At 70.3% G+C, this 16,811-nt stretch carries 17 protein-coding genes; 5 read left to right on the top strand and 12 right to left on the bottom strand.

Annotated features, from left to right (window positions below):
* The first annotated feature begins 63 nt into the window (after window positions 1-63).
* Complete coding sequence (gene edd, locus FHT26_RS24085; RefSeq protein ID WP_168562630.1) at window positions 64-1,881, top strand: phosphogluconate dehydratase; 1,818 nt, start codon at window positions 64-66, stop codon at window positions 1,879-1,881.
* Window positions 1,882-1,923: 42 nt separating this feature from the next.
* Window positions 1,924-2,547 carry a bifunctional 4-hydroxy-2-oxoglutarate aldolase/2-dehydro-3-deoxy-phosphogluconate aldolase gene (gene eda / locus FHT26_RS24080; RefSeq protein ID WP_168562629.1) on the top strand — a complete coding sequence of 208 codons (624 nt, stop codon included), beginning with the start codon at window positions 1,924-1,926 and terminating at the stop codon, window positions 2,545-2,547.
* Here eda and FHT26_RS24075 read toward each other — a convergent pair whose 3' ends face one another.
* From FHT26_RS24075 to FHT26_RS24060, 4 genes are all read right to left on the bottom strand, one after another.
* Window positions 2,548-4,248: an alkaline phosphatase D family protein gene (locus tag FHT26_RS24075; RefSeq protein ID WP_168562628.1), complete on the bottom strand. Its 1,701-nt coding sequence runs from the start codon at window positions 4,246-4,248 to the stop codon at window positions 2,548-2,550.
* Window positions 4,249-4,315: 67 nt separating this feature from the next.
* Window positions 4,316-5,611, bottom strand: a complete 1,296-nt coding sequence (locus FHT26_RS24070) for an MFS transporter (protein WP_490362809.1) — start codon at window positions 5,609-5,611, stop codon at window positions 4,316-4,318.
* Window positions 5,612-5,637: 26 nt separating this feature from the next.
* A complete protein-coding gene (gloA, locus tag FHT26_RS24065) occupies window positions 5,638-6,027 on the bottom strand; it encodes a lactoylglutathione lyase (RefSeq protein WP_168562626.1) in 390 nt (129 codons plus the stop codon).
* A 20-nt stretch (window positions 6,028-6,047) separates the two neighbouring features.
* Window positions 6,048-6,599, bottom strand: a complete 552-nt coding sequence (locus tag FHT26_RS24060) for a PaaI family thioesterase (RefSeq protein WP_168562625.1) — start codon at window positions 6,597-6,599, stop codon at window positions 6,048-6,050.
* A gap of 69 nt (window positions 6,600-6,668) precedes the next feature.
* Here FHT26_RS24060 and FHT26_RS24055 point away from each other — a divergent pair, with 69 nt between their 5' ends.
* Window positions 6,669-7,124, top strand: a complete 456-nt coding sequence (locus FHT26_RS24055; protein WP_168562624.1) for a MarR family winged helix-turn-helix transcriptional regulator — start codon at window positions 6,669-6,671, stop codon at window positions 7,122-7,124.
* 32 nt (window positions 7,125-7,156) lie between these two features.
* Here the strand turns inward: FHT26_RS24055 and FHT26_RS24050 are convergent, their stop codons facing one another.
* The 6 genes from FHT26_RS24050 to FHT26_RS24025 all read right to left on the bottom strand — a co-directional run bounded on the left by FHT26_RS24050 (window position 7,157) and on the right by FHT26_RS24025 (window position 13,427).
* Window positions 7,157-7,648, bottom strand: a complete 492-nt coding sequence (locus FHT26_RS24050; protein WP_168562623.1) for a GFA family protein — start codon at window positions 7,646-7,648, stop codon at window positions 7,157-7,159.
* Entirely contained in the window at window positions 7,645-8,430 is a 786-nt protein-coding gene (locus FHT26_RS24045; RefSeq protein ID WP_168562622.1) for an SDR family NAD(P)-dependent oxidoreductase, read from the bottom strand. The genes FHT26_RS24050 and FHT26_RS24045 overlap by 4 nt, the downstream gene beginning before the upstream one ends.
* Window positions 8,431-8,464: 34 nt before the next feature.
* On the bottom strand, window positions 8,465-9,400 hold the full coding sequence (locus tag FHT26_RS24040) for an MBL fold metallo-hydrolase (RefSeq protein WP_168562621.1): 936 nt from the start codon (window positions 9,398-9,400) through the stop codon (window positions 8,465-8,467).
* A gap of 63 nt (window positions 9,401-9,463) precedes the next feature.
* Window positions 9,464-11,680 carry a xanthine dehydrogenase family protein molybdopterin-binding subunit gene (locus tag FHT26_RS24035; RefSeq protein ID WP_168562620.1) on the bottom strand — a complete coding sequence of 739 codons (2,217 nt, stop codon included), beginning with the start codon at window positions 11,678-11,680 and terminating at the stop codon, window positions 9,464-9,466.
* Window positions 11,681-11,709: 29 nt separating this feature from the next.
* Window positions 11,710-12,699, bottom strand: coding sequence for an FAD binding domain-containing protein (locus tag FHT26_RS24030; RefSeq protein ID WP_168562619.1), 990 nt, complete (start codon window positions 12,697-12,699; stop codon window positions 11,710-11,712).
* Window positions 12,700-12,710: 11 nt separating this feature from the next.
* On the bottom strand, window positions 12,711-13,427 hold the full coding sequence (locus FHT26_RS24025; RefSeq protein WP_168562618.1) for a 2Fe-2S iron-sulfur cluster-binding protein: 717 nt from the start codon (window positions 13,425-13,427) through the stop codon (window positions 12,711-12,713).
* Window positions 13,428-13,578: 151 nt separating this feature from the next.
* Between FHT26_RS24025 and FHT26_RS24020 the strand changes: the two genes are divergently transcribed.
* Window positions 13,579-14,088 (top strand): DUF4142 domain-containing protein, encoded by a 510-nt coding sequence (locus FHT26_RS24020; protein WP_168562617.1) that lies wholly within the window; start codon window positions 13,579-13,581, stop codon window positions 14,086-14,088.
* 16 nt (window positions 14,089-14,104) lie between these two features.
* Here the strand turns inward: FHT26_RS24020 and FHT26_RS24015 are convergent, their stop codons facing one another.
* Complete coding sequence (locus FHT26_RS24015; RefSeq protein ID WP_168562616.1) at window positions 14,105-14,677, bottom strand: YceI family protein; 573 nt, start codon at window positions 14,675-14,677, stop codon at window positions 14,105-14,107.
* 112 nt (window positions 14,678-14,789) lie between these two features.
* Entirely contained in the window at window positions 14,790-15,692 is a 903-nt protein-coding gene (locus FHT26_RS24010) for a LysR family transcriptional regulator (RefSeq protein WP_168562615.1), read from the bottom strand.
* 126 nt (window positions 15,693-15,818) lie between these two features.
* On the opposite strand from FHT26_RS24010, the gene FHT26_RS24005 reads away from it, so the two are divergent.
* Window positions 15,819-16,799, top strand: coding sequence for a Bug family tripartite tricarboxylate transporter substrate binding protein (locus tag FHT26_RS24005; RefSeq protein ID WP_168562614.1), 981 nt, complete (start codon window positions 15,819-15,821; stop codon window positions 16,797-16,799).
* Window positions 16,800-16,811: the final 12 nt, after the last annotated feature.

The following is a 16,811-nucleotide window of genomic DNA, read 5'->3' as shown; positions in this document are numbered from 1 at the left end:
GCTGTAACTTGGTTACGCGATACTCCAAGGCCTGGTTACGACGCCGGCCGCGAGGTGCCGCCCATGAAACAAGCCCTGCAGGAAGTCACCCACCGCATCCGCGAGCGCAGCGCGCCGACGCGCACCGCCTACCTGGCCCGCATCGACAAGCTCGCGATGCGCCAGCGCGGTTCCGACCGCATGGGCTGCGCCAACGTCGCGCACGCCTTCGCCGCGCTGCCGGCGAACGACAAGTTCAAGGTGGTGGCGCAGCGCTCGCCGCACCTGGGCATCGTCACCTCGTACAACGACATGCTGTCGGCGCACCAGCCCTACGAGCGCTTCCCCGACATCATCCGCGACGAAGCGCATCGCCACGGCGCGACGGTGCAGGTGGCCGGCGGCGTGCCGGCGATGTGCGACGGCGTCACGCAGGGCCTGCCCGGCATGGAGCTCAGCCTGTTCTCGCGCGACACCATCGCGATGGGCGCCGCGGTCGCGCTGACGCATGACGTGTTCGATGCCGCGCTGCTGCTCGGCGTGTGCGACAAGATCGTGCCGGGCCTGCTGATCGGCGCGCTGCATTTCGGGCACCTGCCGTGCGTGTTCGTGCCGGCCGGGCCGATGGGCACCGGGCTGTCGAACACCGAGAAATCGAAGGTGCGCGAGAAGTACGCGCAGGGACTGGTCGGCCGCGACCAGCTGCTCGAAGCCGAATCGGCCGCGTACCACGGCGCCGGCACCTGTACCTTCTACGGCACCGCCAACAGCAACCAGATGCTGCTCGAGGCGATGGGGCTGCACGTGCCCGGCGCGGCCTTCGTGCACCCGCATGCGCAACTGCGCGAGGCGCTGACGCGCGAGGCGGTGCGCGCGGCACTCGCGATCACGCAGGGCAACGGGCGCTTCACGCCGATCGGCCGGATGGTCGACGAGCGGGTGATCGTCAACGCGATGGTCGCACTGCTGGCCACCGGCGGCTCGACCAACCACCTGATCCACTGGGTCGCGGTGGCGCGCGCCGCCGGCATCCTGATCGACTGGACCGATTTCTCCGAGCTGTCGCAGGCCACGCCGCTGCTGGCGCGCGTCTACCCGAACGGCAGTGCCGACGTGAACCAGTTCCAGGCGGCAGGCGGCCCGGGCTTCGTGATCCGCGAGCTGCTCGATGCGGGCTACATGCATGCCGACGTCGCCGCGGTGGCCGAAGGCGGCATCGCGGCCTACGGCAAGCTGCCTCAAGGCGACGGAGAACGGCTGAGCTGGTCGGCGCTGCCGGCGCAGAGCAACGACGACAGCGTGGTGCGCACCGCCGCTGCGCCGTTCAGCCCGTCGGGCGGCCTGAAGCTGCTGACCGGCAACCTCGGCCGCGCGGTGATCAAGATCTCGGCCGTGCCTGAAGACCGGCACATCGTCGAGGCGCCGGCGCTGGTCTTCAATGCGCAGGAAGAGCTGCTGGCGGCGTTCAAGGCCGGCGAGCTGGAGCGCGATTTCGTCGCGGTCGTGCGCTTCCAGGGGCCGCGCGCCAACGGCATGCCCGAGCTGCACAAGCTGACCCCGCCGCTCGCGGTGGCGCAGGGCAAGGGCTTCATGGTGGCGCTGGTCACCGACGGCCGCATGAGCGGTGCGTCGGGCAAGGTGCCGGCGGCGATCCACGTCAGCCCCGAGGTGCTGGGCGGCGGGCCGCTCGGCAAGGTGCGCAACGGCGACATCATCCGGCTCGATGCGGTCGCCGGCACGCTGCAGGCGCTGGTGCCCGACGCAGAATGGGCGGCCCGCGACGTCGCGCAGATCGATGCGCATCAGCAGGAGGCCAATGCCCACGACCTGGGCCGAGAGCTGTTCGGCGGCATGCGCCGCAACGTGCTGAGCGCCGAGCAGGGCGCGGTCACCTGGCTCTGAACCGGCCCTGGACCTTTCACACATCCGAAAAGAGAACCCCGCATGAACACGCTCGAACTGGCCGGCCACGGCCCGGTGATCCCGGTGATCGTCATCAACCAGCTGGCCGACGCGGTGCCGATGGCGCGCGCGCTGGTGGAAGGCGGCGTCAAGGTGCTCGAAGTGACGCTGCGCACGCCGGTGGCGCTACAGTGCATGGAAGCGATCGCGAAGGAGGTGCCCGAAGCCATCCTCGGCGCCGGCACGGTGCGCAGCGTGGCGGACGCGAAGGCCGCGCTGAACGCCGGCTGCCAATTCGCGGTGAGCCCCGGCTACACCAGCGAGATCGGGCGCGCCTGCCGCGAGATGGGGCTGCCGCTGCTGCCCGGCACGGCCACCGGCAGCGAGGTGATGCAGGCCAACGCCGACGGCTACTTCTTCCTGAAGTTCTTCCCGGCGATGCAGGCCGGCGGCATCCCGATGCTGAAGGCGCTGGCCGGGCCGTTCACCGACGTGGTGTTCTGCCCGACTGGCGGCATCACGCTGGAAACCGCGCCGCAGTTCCTCGCGCTGCCGAACGTCAAGGTGTGCGGCGGCTCGTGGCTGACGCCGGCGGATGCGGTGAAGGCGAAGGACTGGGGGCGCATCACCGCGCTGGCGAAGGAAGCCAGCGCGCTGCGCGCCTGATCAGACCTCGACCAGCTTGCGGTTCGCCGCCCCCGGCAGCGTGCGCAGGCTGCGCCCGGTGCTTGCGGTGTACTCGCGCTTCAGGATCGTGTCGACGAACACCCAGTCGGCACGCGCTTCGCTCGCCGTCAGGTTCAGCACCATGTAGCCGCGCAGGCTGGTCTGCGCGTACTGCAGCGGGTCGATCAGCTGCGTCAGCGCGGCGGCGAACGCGGTCGGCTCCTCGGCCGTGAAGATGGTCTCGAAGCCCGGCGAGGTCACCGACGAGGTCGCGAACTCCACGCCGATCCGGTTGCCCGACAGGTCCTTCAGGTCGCTGGCCCAGGCGTTGTGCGTGTCGCCGGCCAGCGAGATCAGGTTCTTGTCGAGCGTGCGCGCCGTCGCGAGCACCGTCTCGCGTGCGGCCGCATAGCCGTCCCACGCATCCAGGTTGTACGGGATCGCCGGCTGCGCCAGGATCGCCTGCTCGGTCGGCGTCAAGGTGGCCGGCGCGGTGGCCGCCTTGGTCGCGATGGCGCCATACGCGGCCACGCTGATCTGCTGCGTGACGATCGGCGCCGGCACGTTCATGCGCGCCATCAGCACCTGCTGGCCCAGCACCTGCCAGGTCGCGGTCGAGGCCTGCAGCTTCGATTGCAGCCAGGCCGTCTGCGTCGTTCCCATCAGCTGGCGCGCCGGGTTGCCGACCGCGTCGGTGAAACCCTTCGCATCGAAACCCGACGCGGTGATGTAGTTCGCATAGCTCAGCTGCTGGTCGCGGCCGACCTGGCGCGTGTCGAGCATGTGCAGCGACAGCAGCGTGCCGAAATCGAACGAGCGGTAGATCTGGTCCGGCTTGCTCGCATCGGGCTGGCGCAGCGGGATCCACTCCAGGTACGCCTGGATGGCCGCCGCGCGGCGTGCGGCGAAGCTGCCTTCGGTGGCAGGGTCGTGGTTCTCGGCGCCGCCGGTCCAGGTGTCGTTGGCCACCTCGTGGTCGTCCCACACCGCGATCATCGGCATCGCGGCGTGCAGCGCCTGCAGGTCGGCATCGGTGCGGTATTGCGCGTAGCGGCGCCGGTAGTCGGCGAGCGTCAGCGTCTCGTTCGCCGGATCGGGAACGCGCTGCAGCGCGGCGGCATCGCCGGTCGCATAGCCTGTGCTGTCGTATTCGTAGATGTAGTCGCCCAGGTGCAGCGCGGCGTCGACATCGTTCCGCTTGGCAGCCTCCGCATAGACGTTGAAGTAGCCGGCCGGGTAGTTCGAGCACGAGAACACCGCGAGCCGCACCTGCGACACGGCGCCCACCGGCAGCGTCTTCGTGCGGCCGGTGGCCGAGCGCTTGCTGCCGATGCTGAAGCGGTAGTGGTAGACGGTGTTCGCGGCGAGCCCGGTGACATCGACCTGGGCGGTGTAGTCCCGCGCCGCGCTGGTGCTGACGCTGCCCGATTTGACGATGTTCGCGAACTGGGGATCGCTGGCCAGCTCCCAGCTCAGCTGCAGCGTGGCATCGGCCGATGGCGTCGCGCGAGTCCACAGGATCACGCGGTCGCTCAGCGGGTCGCCACTGGCGACGCCGTGCTTGAACTCGATGCCGGCGCCAGCCTCGGCGGGACCCTCATCGCCGCCGCCGCAGCCCGCGAGGCCCAGGCCGCCACCGACGGCAACGGTGCCGAGGGCGACATCGCGGATGAACTGGCGGCGTGAGGTGTCGATGGTCATGAACAGCTTCCGCAAGGGTGGCGAGGCCGCCACTCTAGAAGCCGTTGATGATCGGATCGTGACGCTTCTATGCGGCTTTCAGCACGCTGTTCGACGTCGCCTGGCGCCGGATCAGCAGCACCGACACCGCCGCCACCAGGCAGGCCGCGCCGGCCGCGAACAGCGCCGGGTTGTAGGTGAGCAGCAGCGTGCGGGTCAGCCCCGCGCCATAGGCTGCCACCGCGGCGCCCAGCTGGTGCGATGCGAACACCCAGCCGAAGACCATGCCGGCGCGCTCCTTGCCGAACTCCTGCGCGGCCAGCTTCACGGTGGGCGGCACGGTCGCGATCCAGTCCAGCCCGTAGAACATCGCGAAGGTCGCGAGGCCGTACAGCGTGAACGTGGAGTACGGCAGCCAGAACAGCGACAGCCCGCGCAGCCCGTAGTACCAGAACAGCAGCTTGCGGTTGTCGTAGCGGTCGGACAGGTAGCCCGACAGCGTGGTGCCGACCAGGTCGAACGCGCCCATCATCGACAGCACCGACGCTGCCGGCACCGCCGACAGCCCGTTGTCGCTGCACAGCGAGATGAAGTGCGTCTGCAGCAGGCCGTTGGTGCTGAGCCCGCAGATGAAGAAGCTCAGCGCGAGGATCCAGAACGTGCGGTTGCGCGACGCCTCGCGCAGCACCTTGAACGGGCCGAGGAAGTTCAGCGGCGTGGCGGCCGGCACCGGCGGCAGCGCGGTGCCTTCGGGCTCGCCGAGCGACAGCAGCCCGAGCTCGCTCGGGTGGTTGCGCATGAACAAGCTGACCAGCGTCACGACGACCACGCAGGCGATGAAGATCGGGATCACCGCATAGCGCCAGCCGTGGTGCTCGATGATCCAGGCCGCCAGCGGCAGGAAGATCAGCTGCCCGGTCGCGGTGCTCGCGGCGAACAGGCCGACCACCAGCCCGCGGTGCGCGGTGAACCAGCGGCTCGCGACCATCGCGCCCAGCACCAGCGCGGTCAGCCCGGTGCCGCAGCCGAGCACCAGCCCCCACAGCAGGAACAGCTGCCACAGCTGCGTGACGCCGGTGGCCAGCACCATCGCCGCGGCGATGAAGCTGGCGGCCGCCACCATGATGCGCGGCAGGCCGAAGCGCGCGATGAAGATCGCGGCGAACGGCCCGAGCAGGCCGAACAGCGCGAAGCGCACCGCGAACACCGACGACAGCTGGTCGGTCGTCCAGCCGAACTCCTTGGCCAGCGGCTGCAGCATCGCGCCGGGCAGGCCGAGCGCGGCCGAGGTGGTCAGCATCGCGAAGAAGGTGACCGCGGCGATCACCCACGCATAGTGGATGCCGCGGCGGCCAAGGGAGGCGGAGATCTGTCGGGACAGCAGCATGGGGTTGGGTCCTGGGCGTGGGCTCAGTCGAAGCGGCGTTCGATCAGTTCGACCTTGTAGCTGTCCGGATCGGTGATGAAGGCGATCACGGTCGTGCCGCCCTTGACCGGGCCCGCTTCGCGCGTGACGTTGCCGCCGCCGGCACGGATGCGTTCGCAGGCGGCGGCCGCGTCGGGCACCGCGATCGCGATGTGGCCGTAGGCGGTGCCGAGCTCGTACGAGCTGACGCCGTGGTTGTAGGTCAGCTCCAGCTCGGCATGCTCCGGGTTCGGGCCGTAGCCGAGGAAGGCGAGCGAGTAGTGCTGCGACGGGTTCTCGGACTGGCGCAGCAGCGTCATGCCCATGATGTTCGTGTAGAAGTCGATCGAGCGCTGCAGGTCGCCGACGCGCAGCATGGTGTGGAGGAGTCGCATGGTGGAGGTCCGATGAGGTGTCAGGAAGCGTCGAAGGACGCGTCAAAGAGAAAGCAGGTCGTGGACGCGTGCGCGTACAGCTTGCCGTCGGGCCCGACCAGGCGGCCCTCGGCGGTGGCCATGCGGCCGCCGACGTGGATCACGCTGCCGATGGCGCGCAGCACCGGCACGCGCTGCGTGACGGCACGCACGTAGTTGATCTTGAGTTCGGCCGTCGTGTAGGCCCTGCCGGCGGCGAGCGTGGTGTGCACCGCGCAGCCGACGCACGAATCGAGCAGCGTCGCGATCCAGCCGCCGTGCACCGTGCCGAGCGGGTTGTAGTGGCGCAGCAGCGGCGTGCCCTGGAACACCGCGCGGCCGTGCGTCATCTCGATCGGAAGGAAGTCCATCGTCTCGCCGATCGGCGGCGGCGGCAGGCGGCCGTCGAAGATGGCCTCGAAGAACTCGAGCCCGCTCAGCCCGGCGGCTTGAGCCGGACTGGCGACCCCGGGCGGCAGCAGGCGTGCACGGCGGGCTGCCGCCTCGGTTTCCCACCGGGACTGCACGGCAGCGGCATCGACAGGTGTGTCCATGGTCGGTCGCGCCGCGGGGCAGTCGCGAAGAGTTGTATCTGCAATGATTGTAGCTACAATCATCAAGTCATGCCAAGCCGCCTGAAATCCGAAGCGAAACCGTCGACGCCCAGCGGCTGCAGCAGCCTGAAGCTGCGGCAGCTGTCACGCCGCGTCAGCCAGCACTTCGACCGCATCGTCACCGACGCCGGGCTGAAGACCACGCAGTACTCGCTGCTGTCGCAGGTGGTCGGCCTCGGGCCGCTGAAGCCGGGCGCGCTCGCTGCCCACATGGAAATGGATGCGTCGACGCTGACGCGCAACCTGCAGCCGCTGGTCGCCCAGGGCTGGGTCACGGTCGGACCGGGCGAAGACGGCCGCAGCCGCGTCGTCGAAGCCACCGCGGCCGGCCGCGTCAAGCGCGACGAGGCGCGGCGCGAATGGAGGCGGGCGCAGCTGGCGTTCAACGAGCGGCTGGGCGACGATCGGGTGATGCGGCTGCACGCGCTGATCGACGAATGCCTGGAGGCGATGAACGAGGCTTGATCCCGTTCATCAGCTCATCCATCCAGCCAGCGTCAGGGCGCCTGCCGCGTCGCCTCGGCGCCCGGAACCACGTCGTCGCCATACGCCGCCTTCCAGCGCTCGATCAGTTTCACATGCTCGTCGAGCCGCGTGCCCGGCAGCCCGTCGTCGACCTCCCAGTTCGCCACCTTGCTTTCGACCGCGAAATGCGACACCGGCGTGATCGCCGACGGATCGTCGAGGCTGCCGACCGAGAGGTCCATGTTCTGCGACCCTTCGTACGCGAAGCTCAGCGGCGTGCCGCAGTGGCCGCAGAAGCCGCGCAGCGCGAACTTCGACGACGCGTAGGTGGTCGGCTGCTCTGTCAGCCATTCGACCTGGTCGCGCTTCAGGTTCAGGAACGGCACGCGCGTGTTGCCGAAGGCCAGCTGGCACATGCGGCAGTGGCAGTAGTAGCCCTCGCGCTTGTCGGGTGAGGCCCGGTAGCGGATGCGGCCGCACAGGCAGCCGCCTTCCAGGCCGGTGGACGCTGGCGCGGTGCTCATGTCGCCACCGTGTAGTTCAGCGTCAGCCGCCCGCCGTCGACGTAGACGATCTCGCCGGTCATGTAGCTCGCCGCGCTGCTCAGCAGGAAGGCCGCCACGTCGGCGATCTCGCCGGGCTCGCCGAGCCGCTTCATCGGCGTGCGGCTCATGATGCGCGCGCGTGCCTCCTCGCTGCCCAGCACAGCGTTCTTCGCGAGCTCGGTCGCGATGGTGCCCGGCGCCACCGCGTTGACGCGGATGCCGTGGTCGGCCAGCGACAGCGCCATCACCCGCGTCAGCTGGTTGATGCCGCCCTTGCTCGCGTTGTAGCTGGCGATGCTCGGGATCGCCATCACGCTGTTGACCGAGCTCATGTTGACGATCGCGCCGCCGCCGGTCTTCACCATCGCGCGCGCGACCGCCTGGCCGACCAGGAACGAGCCCTTCAGGTTGATGTCGATCACCGCGTCCCAGTCGGCTTCGGTGATCTCGAGGAAATCGGCGGCCTTGAAGATGCCGGCGTTGTTGACCAGCCCGTCGACGCGGCCGAACGCGGCGAGCGTGCCGGCCAGCGCGGCGTCGACCTCGGCCTTCTTCGAGACGTCGCAGTGCAGGTAGGTGGCGCGCTGGCCTTCGGCGGCGAGCGTCGCCGCGAGCGCCGCGCCGCGCGTGTCGTCGACGTCCCACAGCGCCACCGCGGCGCCGTCGCGCGCGAGCCGCTGCGCGCAGGCCGCGCCGATGCCTTGCGACGCGCCGGTGATCACGATGACCTGCCCCTGCAGGTTGAACTGGACCGGTTTCATGGAGGCTCCCGAAAGCGAACGAGTTTAGGACCCTTCAGCGGTCGAGCCAAATCCCGATGCCCTGCGCGTTCAGCTCCAGGTCCATCGCGAGCAGCGCCATCGCGTCGTCGCGCGGCACGGTGCTGCCGAGCTGCTGCAGCCGGGCCCAGTACAGGTCCGCCAACCCGGTCATCAGCGCCGCATGGCGGGCCGGTGCCGGCAGCGGGCGCAGCCGCTCGCCGAGCGCGACGATCTCGTCGACCTGCGCCAGCATCATCTCGCCGAGCCGCGGCACGTTCTCGACGCAGCCGTAGTGCGTCAAGTACAGGCGCTCGGGGTGGAAGCCGAGCATGCGCCGCACCGACTGCTTCAGCGCGTCGGGCTCGAACTGCACCGGCGTCGTGGTCGGCAGCAGCCACGGGCCTTGCGCGGTGTCGAACTCGCGGTAGCTCAGCCCGAAGGTGTCGCCGGTGAAGAAGCCGCGGCTGCGCTCGTCCCACAGGCAATGGTGGTGGCGGGCGTGGCCCGGCGTGTCGATCAGCAGCAGCGGCCGGCCAGCCAGCTCGACGATCATGCCGTCGTGGCTGTTGACGACCCGCTCGGCGGGCACCGGCACCACCTCGCCGTAGGCTCGCGTCACCTCCTGCGCGCCGTACACCGCGCGCGCGCCGTTCAGCAGCGCGAGCGGCTCGATCATGTGGCGCGCGCCGCGCGGGTGGGCCAGCAGCTTCGCCGAGGGCAGTTCGCGCATCAGCGCGCCGGCACCACCGGCGTGGTCCAGGTGCACGTGCGTGACGATGACCCAGTCGACGTCGGCTCGCTGCAGGCCCGCCGCGTCGACCGCCGCCAGCAGCCGCGGCAGCGAATGCGTGGTGCCGGTGTCGACGAAGGCGCCGCGGCCGTTCTCGACCACCAGGTAGCAGGCATCGAAGGCCGGTCGGTGGAAGCCGGTGTCGATGACGTGGATGCCGAAGGGCGCGGTGGTGGCCATTCGCCGATCGTAGCCGGGATGCCCGTCCGGCTTGTGCCGGACGAACCCGGATGAGCACCCGGGCTACAGCAGCTTGTCGAGCGTGATCGGCAACTCGCGCACCCGCTTTCCCGTGGCATGGAACACCGCATTCGCGATCGCGGCGCCGACGCCGGTGATGCCGATCTCGCCGATGCCTTTCGCGCCCAGCGGGTTCACATGCGGGTCGTCCTCCGGCACCACCAGCGTCTCGATGCTGCCGATGTCGGCATTCACCGGCACGTGGTAATCGGCCAGGTTGGCGTTGACGAAGCGGCCGTTGCGCGGATCGCGCCAGGTCTCTTCCATCAGCGCCAGGCCGACGCCCCAGACGATGCCGCCCATCAGCTGGCTGTGGCCGGTCTTCTCGTTCAGCAGCCGGCCGATGCCGTAGGCGCCGACGATGCGTGGCACGCGGATCACGCGCAGCTCGGTGTCGACGCGCACCTCGGCGAACACCGTGCCGAACGCATGCATCGAGAACTGCTCGCGCTCCGCGCCGGGCTTCGATTCGCTGCGCGCCTCCAGCGGCTGCCCGCCGTGGCGTGCCAGCACCGCGGCCACCGGCTCGCCGCGCGACGCATCGCCCTGCGGCCGCAACCAGCCGTCGCTGACGACCACCGCCTGCGGGCCATGCCCGTGCAGCGGCGACGCGGCATCGGCCACCGCCAGCGCGACCAGTCGTGCGCGCACCGCCTCGCAGGCCTGCTTCACTGCCGGCGCGACGCTGGCGGCGGTCTGCGAGCCGCCCGACACCGGCGCCTTCGGCATCGCCGAATCGCCGAGCTCGAAATGCACGCGGTTCGCCGGCAGCCCCAGCGCATCGGCTGCCACCTGGGTCATGATCGTGTAGGTGCCGGTGCCCAGGTCCTGCGAGCCCGATTGCACCAGCGCCGAGCCGTCGGGCATCAACCGGGCCACCGCCTCGGCGGCGCTGCGATTGGTCGGATACGTGGCGGTGCCGACACCCCAGCCGACCTGCCAGCGGCCGTCGCGCATCGACTGCGGCCGCGGGTCGCGGCGCGCCCAGCCGAAGCGCTCGGCGCCGAGGCGGCAGCATTCGCGCAGCGATTTGCTGGAGAACGGCAGCTTCTTGTGCAGGTCGGTGTCGGCATGGTTGCGCAGGCGCATCTCCAGCGGATCGATGCCGACCCGGTACGACAGCTCGTCGATCGCGCTGTCGAGCGCGAAGGTGCCGGTCGCCTCGCCGGGCGCTCGGGTGAAGGTGGGCGTGGCGACGTTCAGCTTCACCAGCCGCTGCGTCGTCGCGACGTTCGCGCAGGCGTACAGCATGCGGGTGCACAGCGTCGACGGCTCGACCCAGTCCTCGAGCATCGAGGTTTCGCTGACCACTTCGTGGCGCAGCGCCGTCAGCGCGCCGGCCGCATCGGCCGCGGCCGACAGTGCCTGCTCGGTGCGCGGCCGGTTGCCGATCGAGCCGAACATCTGCGGCCGCTCCAGCACCAGCCGCACCGGCCGGCCGACCTGGCGCGCGGCCATCGCGGCCAGCACCACGTGCGTCCAGGTCGAGCCCTTGCAGCCGAAGCCGCCGCCGACGTAAGGGCAGATCACCTGCACCTGCTCGGGCGAGATGCCCAGCGTCTTGGCGACGGTGTCGCGGTCGCCGCTGACGTATTGCGTCGCGTCGTACAGCACCAGCTTCTCGCCGCTCCACGCGGCGAGCGTCGCATGCGGCTCCATCGGGTTGTGGTGCTCGACCGGCGTGGTGTACAGCGCCGACACCACCTGGCTGGCCGCCTGCAGGCCGGCCGCCAGGTCGCCGCGCGAGGTGTCGGGCTTCTGCTGCTGCACCTCCTTCGGCGCATACGCCTGGGCCCGCGCCGAGGCGAGGTCGAGCACCGCATCGGGCTGCGGCGCGTAGGTGATGACGAGCTGGCGCGCGGCCTCGCGGCATTGCTCCAGCGTCTCGGCCACCACCAGCGCGACCGGCTGGCCGTTGTAGTGCACCTGGTCGTCCTGCAGCAGCGTCAGCACGCGGCCGGCCGGCGGTTTCACCGCGGCCTTGCCGCCTTTCGGCAGCCGCATCGCGTTCTCGTGCGTCATCACCATCAGCACGCCGGGCACGCCGAGCGCGGCCCGGCTGTCGATGCGCTGCACGCGCGCGCTCGGCACGGTGCTCAGCACCATCTGCGCATGCACCATGCGCGGCAGCGTGAACTCGGCGGCGTAGCGGGCCTGCCCGCTCACCTTCAGCGGACCGTCGGTGCGGTCCAGCGGTTGTCCGGTCAACAGGCGGTCCATGGGATCCTTTCGTGTTCTGTCGATGCCGATCAGGCGGTGCCGGCGTGCGCCTGCGCCAGCGCGCGCGCCACCGCGCGGCGGGCCAGCTCGATCTTGAAGTCGTTGTGACCGAAGCCGCGCGCGCCGTCGAGCAGCAGGCGCGTCGCGTCGGCGACCGATGCGTCCGACAGCGGCCGGCCGACCAGCGCCTGCTCGGCCGCCAGCACGCGCCACGGCTTGTGCGCGACGCCGCCGAGCGCCAGCGCCGCATCGGCGACCGCGCCGTCGCGCTCGTCGAGCGCCGCCGCCACCGACACCAGCGCGAACGCATAGCTCGCGCGGTCGCGCAGCTTCAGGTAGGCATGGCGCTGCGCGAAGCGCGAGGCCGGCAGGTCGACCGACAGGATCAGTTCGCCCGGCTGCAGCACGGTGTCGAGCTCGGGCCGGGCCGCCGGCAGCCGGTGGAATTCCGTCATCGGGATCGTGCGCTCGCCCTGCGCGCCGCGCACCCGCACGCTGGCGCGCAACGCGGCCAGCGCGACGCACATGTCCGACGGGTGCGTCGCGATGCAGGCCTCGCTGGTACCGAGGATCGCGTGCATGCGGTTGAAGCCGCCGATCGCCGCGCAGCCGCTGCCGGGCTCGCGCTTGTTGCAGGCGCCGAAGCCGGTGTCGGTGAAGTACGAGCAGCGCGTGCGCTGCATCAGGTTGCCGCCGACGGTCGCCATGTTGCGCAGTTGCGCCGACGCGCCCGACAGCAGCGCCCGCGCGAGCAGCGGGTAGCGTTCGCGAACCAGCCGGTGGTTCGCGGCATCGCTGTTCGGCACGCCGGCACCGAGGCGCAGGCCGCCGTCCGGCAGCTGCGCGATCTCGCGGCCGGGCAGCCGCGTCACGTCGAGCAGCCGCATCGGCCGCGCGACGCCGCCCTTCATCAGGTCGAGCAGGTTGGTGCCGCCGCCGATGAAGGCGGTGCCCGGTTGCTGCGCGAGGCGGATCGCTTCGTCGACCGACGCCGGCCGCTGGTAGTCGATGTTGTCCATCGCGGGGCTCCTCAGGCGATCGGGCGGATCGCGGCGACGACGCGCACCGCCTTCACGATGTTCGGGTACGCACCGCAGCGGCACAGATTGCCGCTCATGCGCTCGCGGATCTCGTCGTCATCCAGCGCGGCCGGCTGGCGCAGGTCGGCGGTGATCGCACTGGCCTGGCCGTCGCGCGCCTCCTGCACCAGCGCGACGGCCGAGCAGATCTGCCCGGGGGTGCAGTAGCCGCACTGGAAGGCGTCGTGCTCGATGAACGCCGCCTGCATCGCATGCAGAGCGCCCGGCCGGCCGAGGCCTTCGATGGTGGTGATCGCACGGTCTTCCTGCATCACCGCGAGCGTCAGGCAGCTGTTGATGCGGCGGCCGTCGACCAGCACGGTGCAGGCGCCGCACTGGCCGCGGTCGCAGCCCTTCTTGGTGCCGTACAGCGCAAGGTGCTCGCGCAGCGCGTCGAGCAGCGTGACGCGCGCCTCGACCAGCAGCTCATGGCGGGCGCCGTTGACGGTCAGCGTGATGCGCCGCGGTGGTGGCGCGGGGCGCGGTGGGGGTGGCAGCGGTGGTGCTGCGGTGGTCGGTGCCGCGGCGGCCGGCGTGCCGGGCAGTGCGGTGGCCAGCGCACCGGTCGCGGCGCCGGCCGACTTCAGGAAACCGCGACGGGTCGGAGCCGGCAGCGCGGGGTGAGGGTGGCGGGCGGCGCGGTCGGCGTCGTCGAGAGGATCTGACATGCGGCGGGCTCCTGCGGCTGGCGATGCCGACGCACGGCAAACGACGTGCCGTGCACTGCAGTCCGCGTCCTACGCCCAACTCGGAGCCGGCCGACAGTCGCGGCCTGCCGCGATCGCCAGACTGAAGTTTTTCCGCACTGAAAGGCCCACGATGAAACTCAACGCACGACTCTCGACCCTGTTGATCCTCGGCGCGCTCGGCAGCGTCGCGGCCACTGCCGCGCATGCACGCTCGGACGCCGCGTTCATGAAGGAAGCCGCCCAGGCCGGCAACGCCGAGGTGGAGGCCAGCAAGCGAGCGCAGACGAAGGCGCAACGCGCCGACGTCAAGGACTTCGCGCAGAAGATGATCGACGACCACACGAAGGTCGGCGACGAACTGAAGGCGCTGGCCGCCAGCAAGAAGGTCGACCTGCCGGACGGCCCGTCGATCACGCAGAAGGGCGAGCTGACGATGATCGACGTCGGCGACGACAAGAAATTCGACGAGCGCTACGTGAAGGCCTTCGGCGTGAAGGCCCACGAAGATACCGTGAAGCTGTTCCAGCAGGCGGCCAGCGAGGCGAAGGACGCCGACGTGAAGGCCTTCGCGCAGAAGACGCTGCCGGGGCTGCAGCACCACCTGGAGATGGCGCGCTCGCTGCAGAACGCGAAGCCCTGACGGGACGGTCGCCGGGTCACTGCCCGGCGATCGCCTCGACCTGGATGCGCAGCGTGACGTCCATGTTGAACTTGTAGTCCTTGCCGACATCCATGCCGAATTCGTCGCGCCGGATCGTCGTGACGGCGTCGGCACCGCACATCTCGCGCTTCAGCATCGGGTGCGGCATGCAGCGCAGCCAGTTCAGCTTCAGCGTGACCGGCTTCGTCACGCCGTGCATCGTCAGCTCGCCGGTCACTTCGGTGGGCACGCCGTCGACCGGCTTGTCGAAGCGGCCGCGGTAGACCACCGTCGGGTGCTTCCTGACGTCGAACAGGTCCTTGCCCTGGGCCCACTTGTTCAACGCGTCCTGGCCGTAGTCGATGCTGGCCGGCAGCACGGTGACGTCGAGGTCGCCGGTGCCGGTCGCCTTGTCGTAGTGCACCGTGCCGCTGCTCTTGTTGAACTTGCCGCGCCACACCGAGATGCCCAGGTGGTCGGCCTCGAAGCTCGGGTAGGTGTGGTCGGGGTCGATCTTGTAGGTGACCGGGGCGGCGTGCGCTGCGGTGGCGGTCAGCAGGCCGGCGATGGCGAACAGGGCGAGGCGCATGGAGGTTCTCCTGAGAGGGGTTGAGGTGAACGGCACCGCGATTCTCGGTGCCTTCATTCCCACGACGAACCAACCGCGCGCGAATCGACATGCGGGGCCGTCGACACGCCGCTCATTCGGCGACCACGGGGGGCGCGGCGGACTGCTCGAACAACTGCAGCAGCCTGCGCGCCGCCGGTGACAGGAAGCTGTTGGCCCGGTAGGTGACGACGAGCCGCCGCCGCATCGCGGCGCCCTTGACCGGCACTTCCTTCAAGCCCGGGATGCGTGCCCTGCCTTCGAGGTGGTGGCGCGAGATGAAGCTCAGCAGGCCGGTCTGCACGATGAGCGTCGGCAGCATCAGCAGCATCGTGGTCTCCACCTGCACGCGCGGACGCGGCAGCCCCTGGCGGTCGAACGCATGGTCGAGCCAGTCGCGCGTCGGGGCCCCGGGGGGCTGGAGCGCCCACGAATGGTCGGCCAGGTTCCTGAGCGTCATGGCGGAGCGGAAGACCGGATGCCTCGCACTCGCCGCCACGACGATCATGTCTTCGGCCAGCGCGTTGGAGACCCAGCCGTCCTCGGCGGCACTCTCGGTGCCCACCATCAGGTCCAGCTCGCCGGCCCGCAACTGCGGCTTCAGGCTGTCGATCAGCCCGACCACCGTGCGCAGCGTCACGTCGGGCGCCTCCCGCAGCAGCTGCCGGGCCACCGCGGGCAGCAGGAACTGGGCCGCGGTCGGCACGATGCCGATCCGCACATGGCCGCTCAGGCCGGCGCCGATCGACTGCAGCTCGCGTTTCGCGTCCTCCACGTCGAAGCGCATGCGCTGCGCCCACTTCAGCAGCACCTTGCCGGCCTCGGTCAGCCGGATGCCTCGCCCCGACCGTTCGAACAGCGCCGCCCCGCAGTCGGCCTCCAGCCGCCGGACGCTGCTCGTCAGCGCGGGCTGCGTGCGGTGCAGCCGCGCCGAAGCGCGCCCCAGGTGCTGCAGTTCGGCGATGGTCTCGAAGTAGCGCAGGTCCCGCAGGTCCATTGCAAAAGCTCCATCTATGGGTCTGAAGAAAGTATTGATTGGACTGTACGCCGCGCCGTGCCAATACTTGCCGCCAGACCCGACGCCCGTCATCGACGAAGCGCACGAGGCACCCACGGAGACAACATGCACCTGACCCGACGCGTCACCCTCGCGCTCGTTGCGGCCACCCTCGGCGGCGGCGCGTTTTCCCCGGCCTGGTCCCAGGCCTGGCCGGCCAAGCCGATCCGGATCGTCGTGCCGTTCCCGCCCGGCGGCGGCACGGACATCATCGCCCGCGAGACGAGCCAGCGGGTCGCGAAGGCCACCGGCTGGACCTTCGTGATCGACAACAAGCCGGGCGCCGGCGGCAACCTCGGCGTCGATTCGGTGGCCAAGTCGCCGGCGGACGGCTACACGATCGTGCTCGGCCAGTCGAGCAACCTGGCGATCAACCCGACGCTGTACGCCCGGCTTCCCTACGACCCGCAGAAGGACCTGGCGCCGATCGTGCTGCTGGCCAACGCGCCGCTGGTGATGGTCACCGGCCTGCCGATGCCGTACAAGACGCTGGCCGATGCGGTGAGCGCCGCCAAGGCCAGGCCGGGGCTGTTGAACTTCGCGTCGCCCGGCAACGGCACCGTCGCGCACCTGACGAGCGAGATGTTCCAGAAGGCCGCGGGCGTGAAGACGCAGCACGTGCCGTACAAGGGCGCGTCGCAGGCGATGACCGACGTCATCGGCGGCAACGTGGACTTCTACATGGCCTCCGTTCCGACGCTGCTGCCCCACATCCGGCAGGGCAAGGTGCGCGCGCTGGCCGTCACGTCGGTCCGGCGCGTCGACGACCTGCCGGAAGTCCCGACGATCAACGAGTCCGGCTACAAGGGCTTCGACGCAGTGACCTGGTTCGGCCTGCTGGCACCTGCCGGCACGCCCCGCGACGTGATCGCGAAGCTGAATGCCGAGTTCAACAAGGCGCTGAAGCAGCCCGAACTCGCGAAGCGGCTGGGCGACGAAGGCGCCGACCCGGCGGGCGGCACGCCGGAGCAGTTCGCTGCGCTGATCAGGGACGAGATCCCGCGCTGGGGCCGGGTCGTCAAGGACTCCGGCGCCAAGGTCGATTGACTGTTTTCAAGG

The sequence above is a fragment of the Rhizobacter sp. SG703 genome, assembly GCF_012275445.1.
In the GTDB taxonomy this organism is placed as follows: Bacteria; Pseudomonadota; Gammaproteobacteria; order Burkholderiales; family Burkholderiaceae_C; genus Rhizobacter.
Note: the sequence above shows the minus strand (reverse complement) of the source record. Positions and strands in the feature narration are given on the sequence as shown.

Bases quoted from the DNA above. Each gene is read 5' to 3' on its own strand.
- edd (WP_168562630.1), top strand. From the start codon at position 64: ATGAAACAAGCCCTGCAGGAAGTCACCCACCGCATCCGCGAGCGCAGC.
- eda (WP_168562629.1), top strand. From the start codon at position 1,924: ATGAACACGCTCGAACTGGCCGGCCACGGCCCGGTGATCCCGGTGATC.
- FHT26_RS24075 (WP_168562628.1), bottom strand. From the start codon at position 4,248: ATGACCATCGACACCTCACGCCGCCAGTTCATCCGCGATGTCGCCCTC.
- gloA (WP_168562626.1), bottom strand. From the start codon at position 6,027: ATGCGACTCCTCCACACCATGCTGCGCGTCGGCGACCTGCAGCGCTCG.
- FHT26_RS24060 (WP_168562625.1), bottom strand. From the start codon at position 6,599: ATGGACACACCTGTCGATGCCGCTGCCGTGCAGTCCCGGTGGGAAACC.
- FHT26_RS24055 (WP_168562624.1), top strand. From the start codon at position 6,669: ATGCCAAGCCGCCTGAAATCCGAAGCGAAACCGTCGACGCCCAGCGGC.
- FHT26_RS24050 (WP_168562623.1), bottom strand. From the start codon at position 7,648: ATGAGCACCGCGCCAGCGTCCACCGGCCTGGAAGGCGGCTGCCTGTGC.
- FHT26_RS24045 (WP_168562622.1), bottom strand. From the start codon at position 8,430: ATGAAACCGGTCCAGTTCAACCTGCAGGGGCAGGTCATCGTGATCACC.
- FHT26_RS24040 (WP_168562621.1), bottom strand. From the start codon at position 9,400: ATGGCCACCACCGCGCCCTTCGGCATCCACGTCATCGACACCGGCTTC.
- FHT26_RS24035 (WP_168562620.1), bottom strand. From the start codon at position 11,680: ATGGACCGCCTGTTGACCGGACAACCGCTGGACCGCACCGACGGTCCG.
- FHT26_RS24030 (WP_168562619.1), bottom strand. From the start codon at position 12,699: ATGGACAACATCGACTACCAGCGGCCGGCGTCGGTCGACGAAGCGATC.
- FHT26_RS24025 (WP_168562618.1), bottom strand. From the start codon at position 13,427: ATGTCAGATCCTCTCGACGACGCCGACCGCGCCGCCCGCCACCCTCAC.
- FHT26_RS24020 (WP_168562617.1), top strand. From the start codon at position 13,579: ATGAAACTCAACGCACGACTCTCGACCCTGTTGATCCTCGGCGCGCTC.
- FHT26_RS24015 (WP_168562616.1), bottom strand. From the start codon at position 14,677: ATGCGCCTCGCCCTGTTCGCCATCGCCGGCCTGCTGACCGCCACCGCA.
- FHT26_RS24010 (WP_168562615.1), bottom strand. From the start codon at position 15,692: ATGGACCTGCGGGACCTGCGCTACTTCGAGACCATCGCCGAACTGCAG.
- FHT26_RS24005 (WP_168562614.1), top strand. From the start codon at position 15,819: ATGCACCTGACCCGACGCGTCACCCTCGCGCTCGTTGCGGCCACCCTC.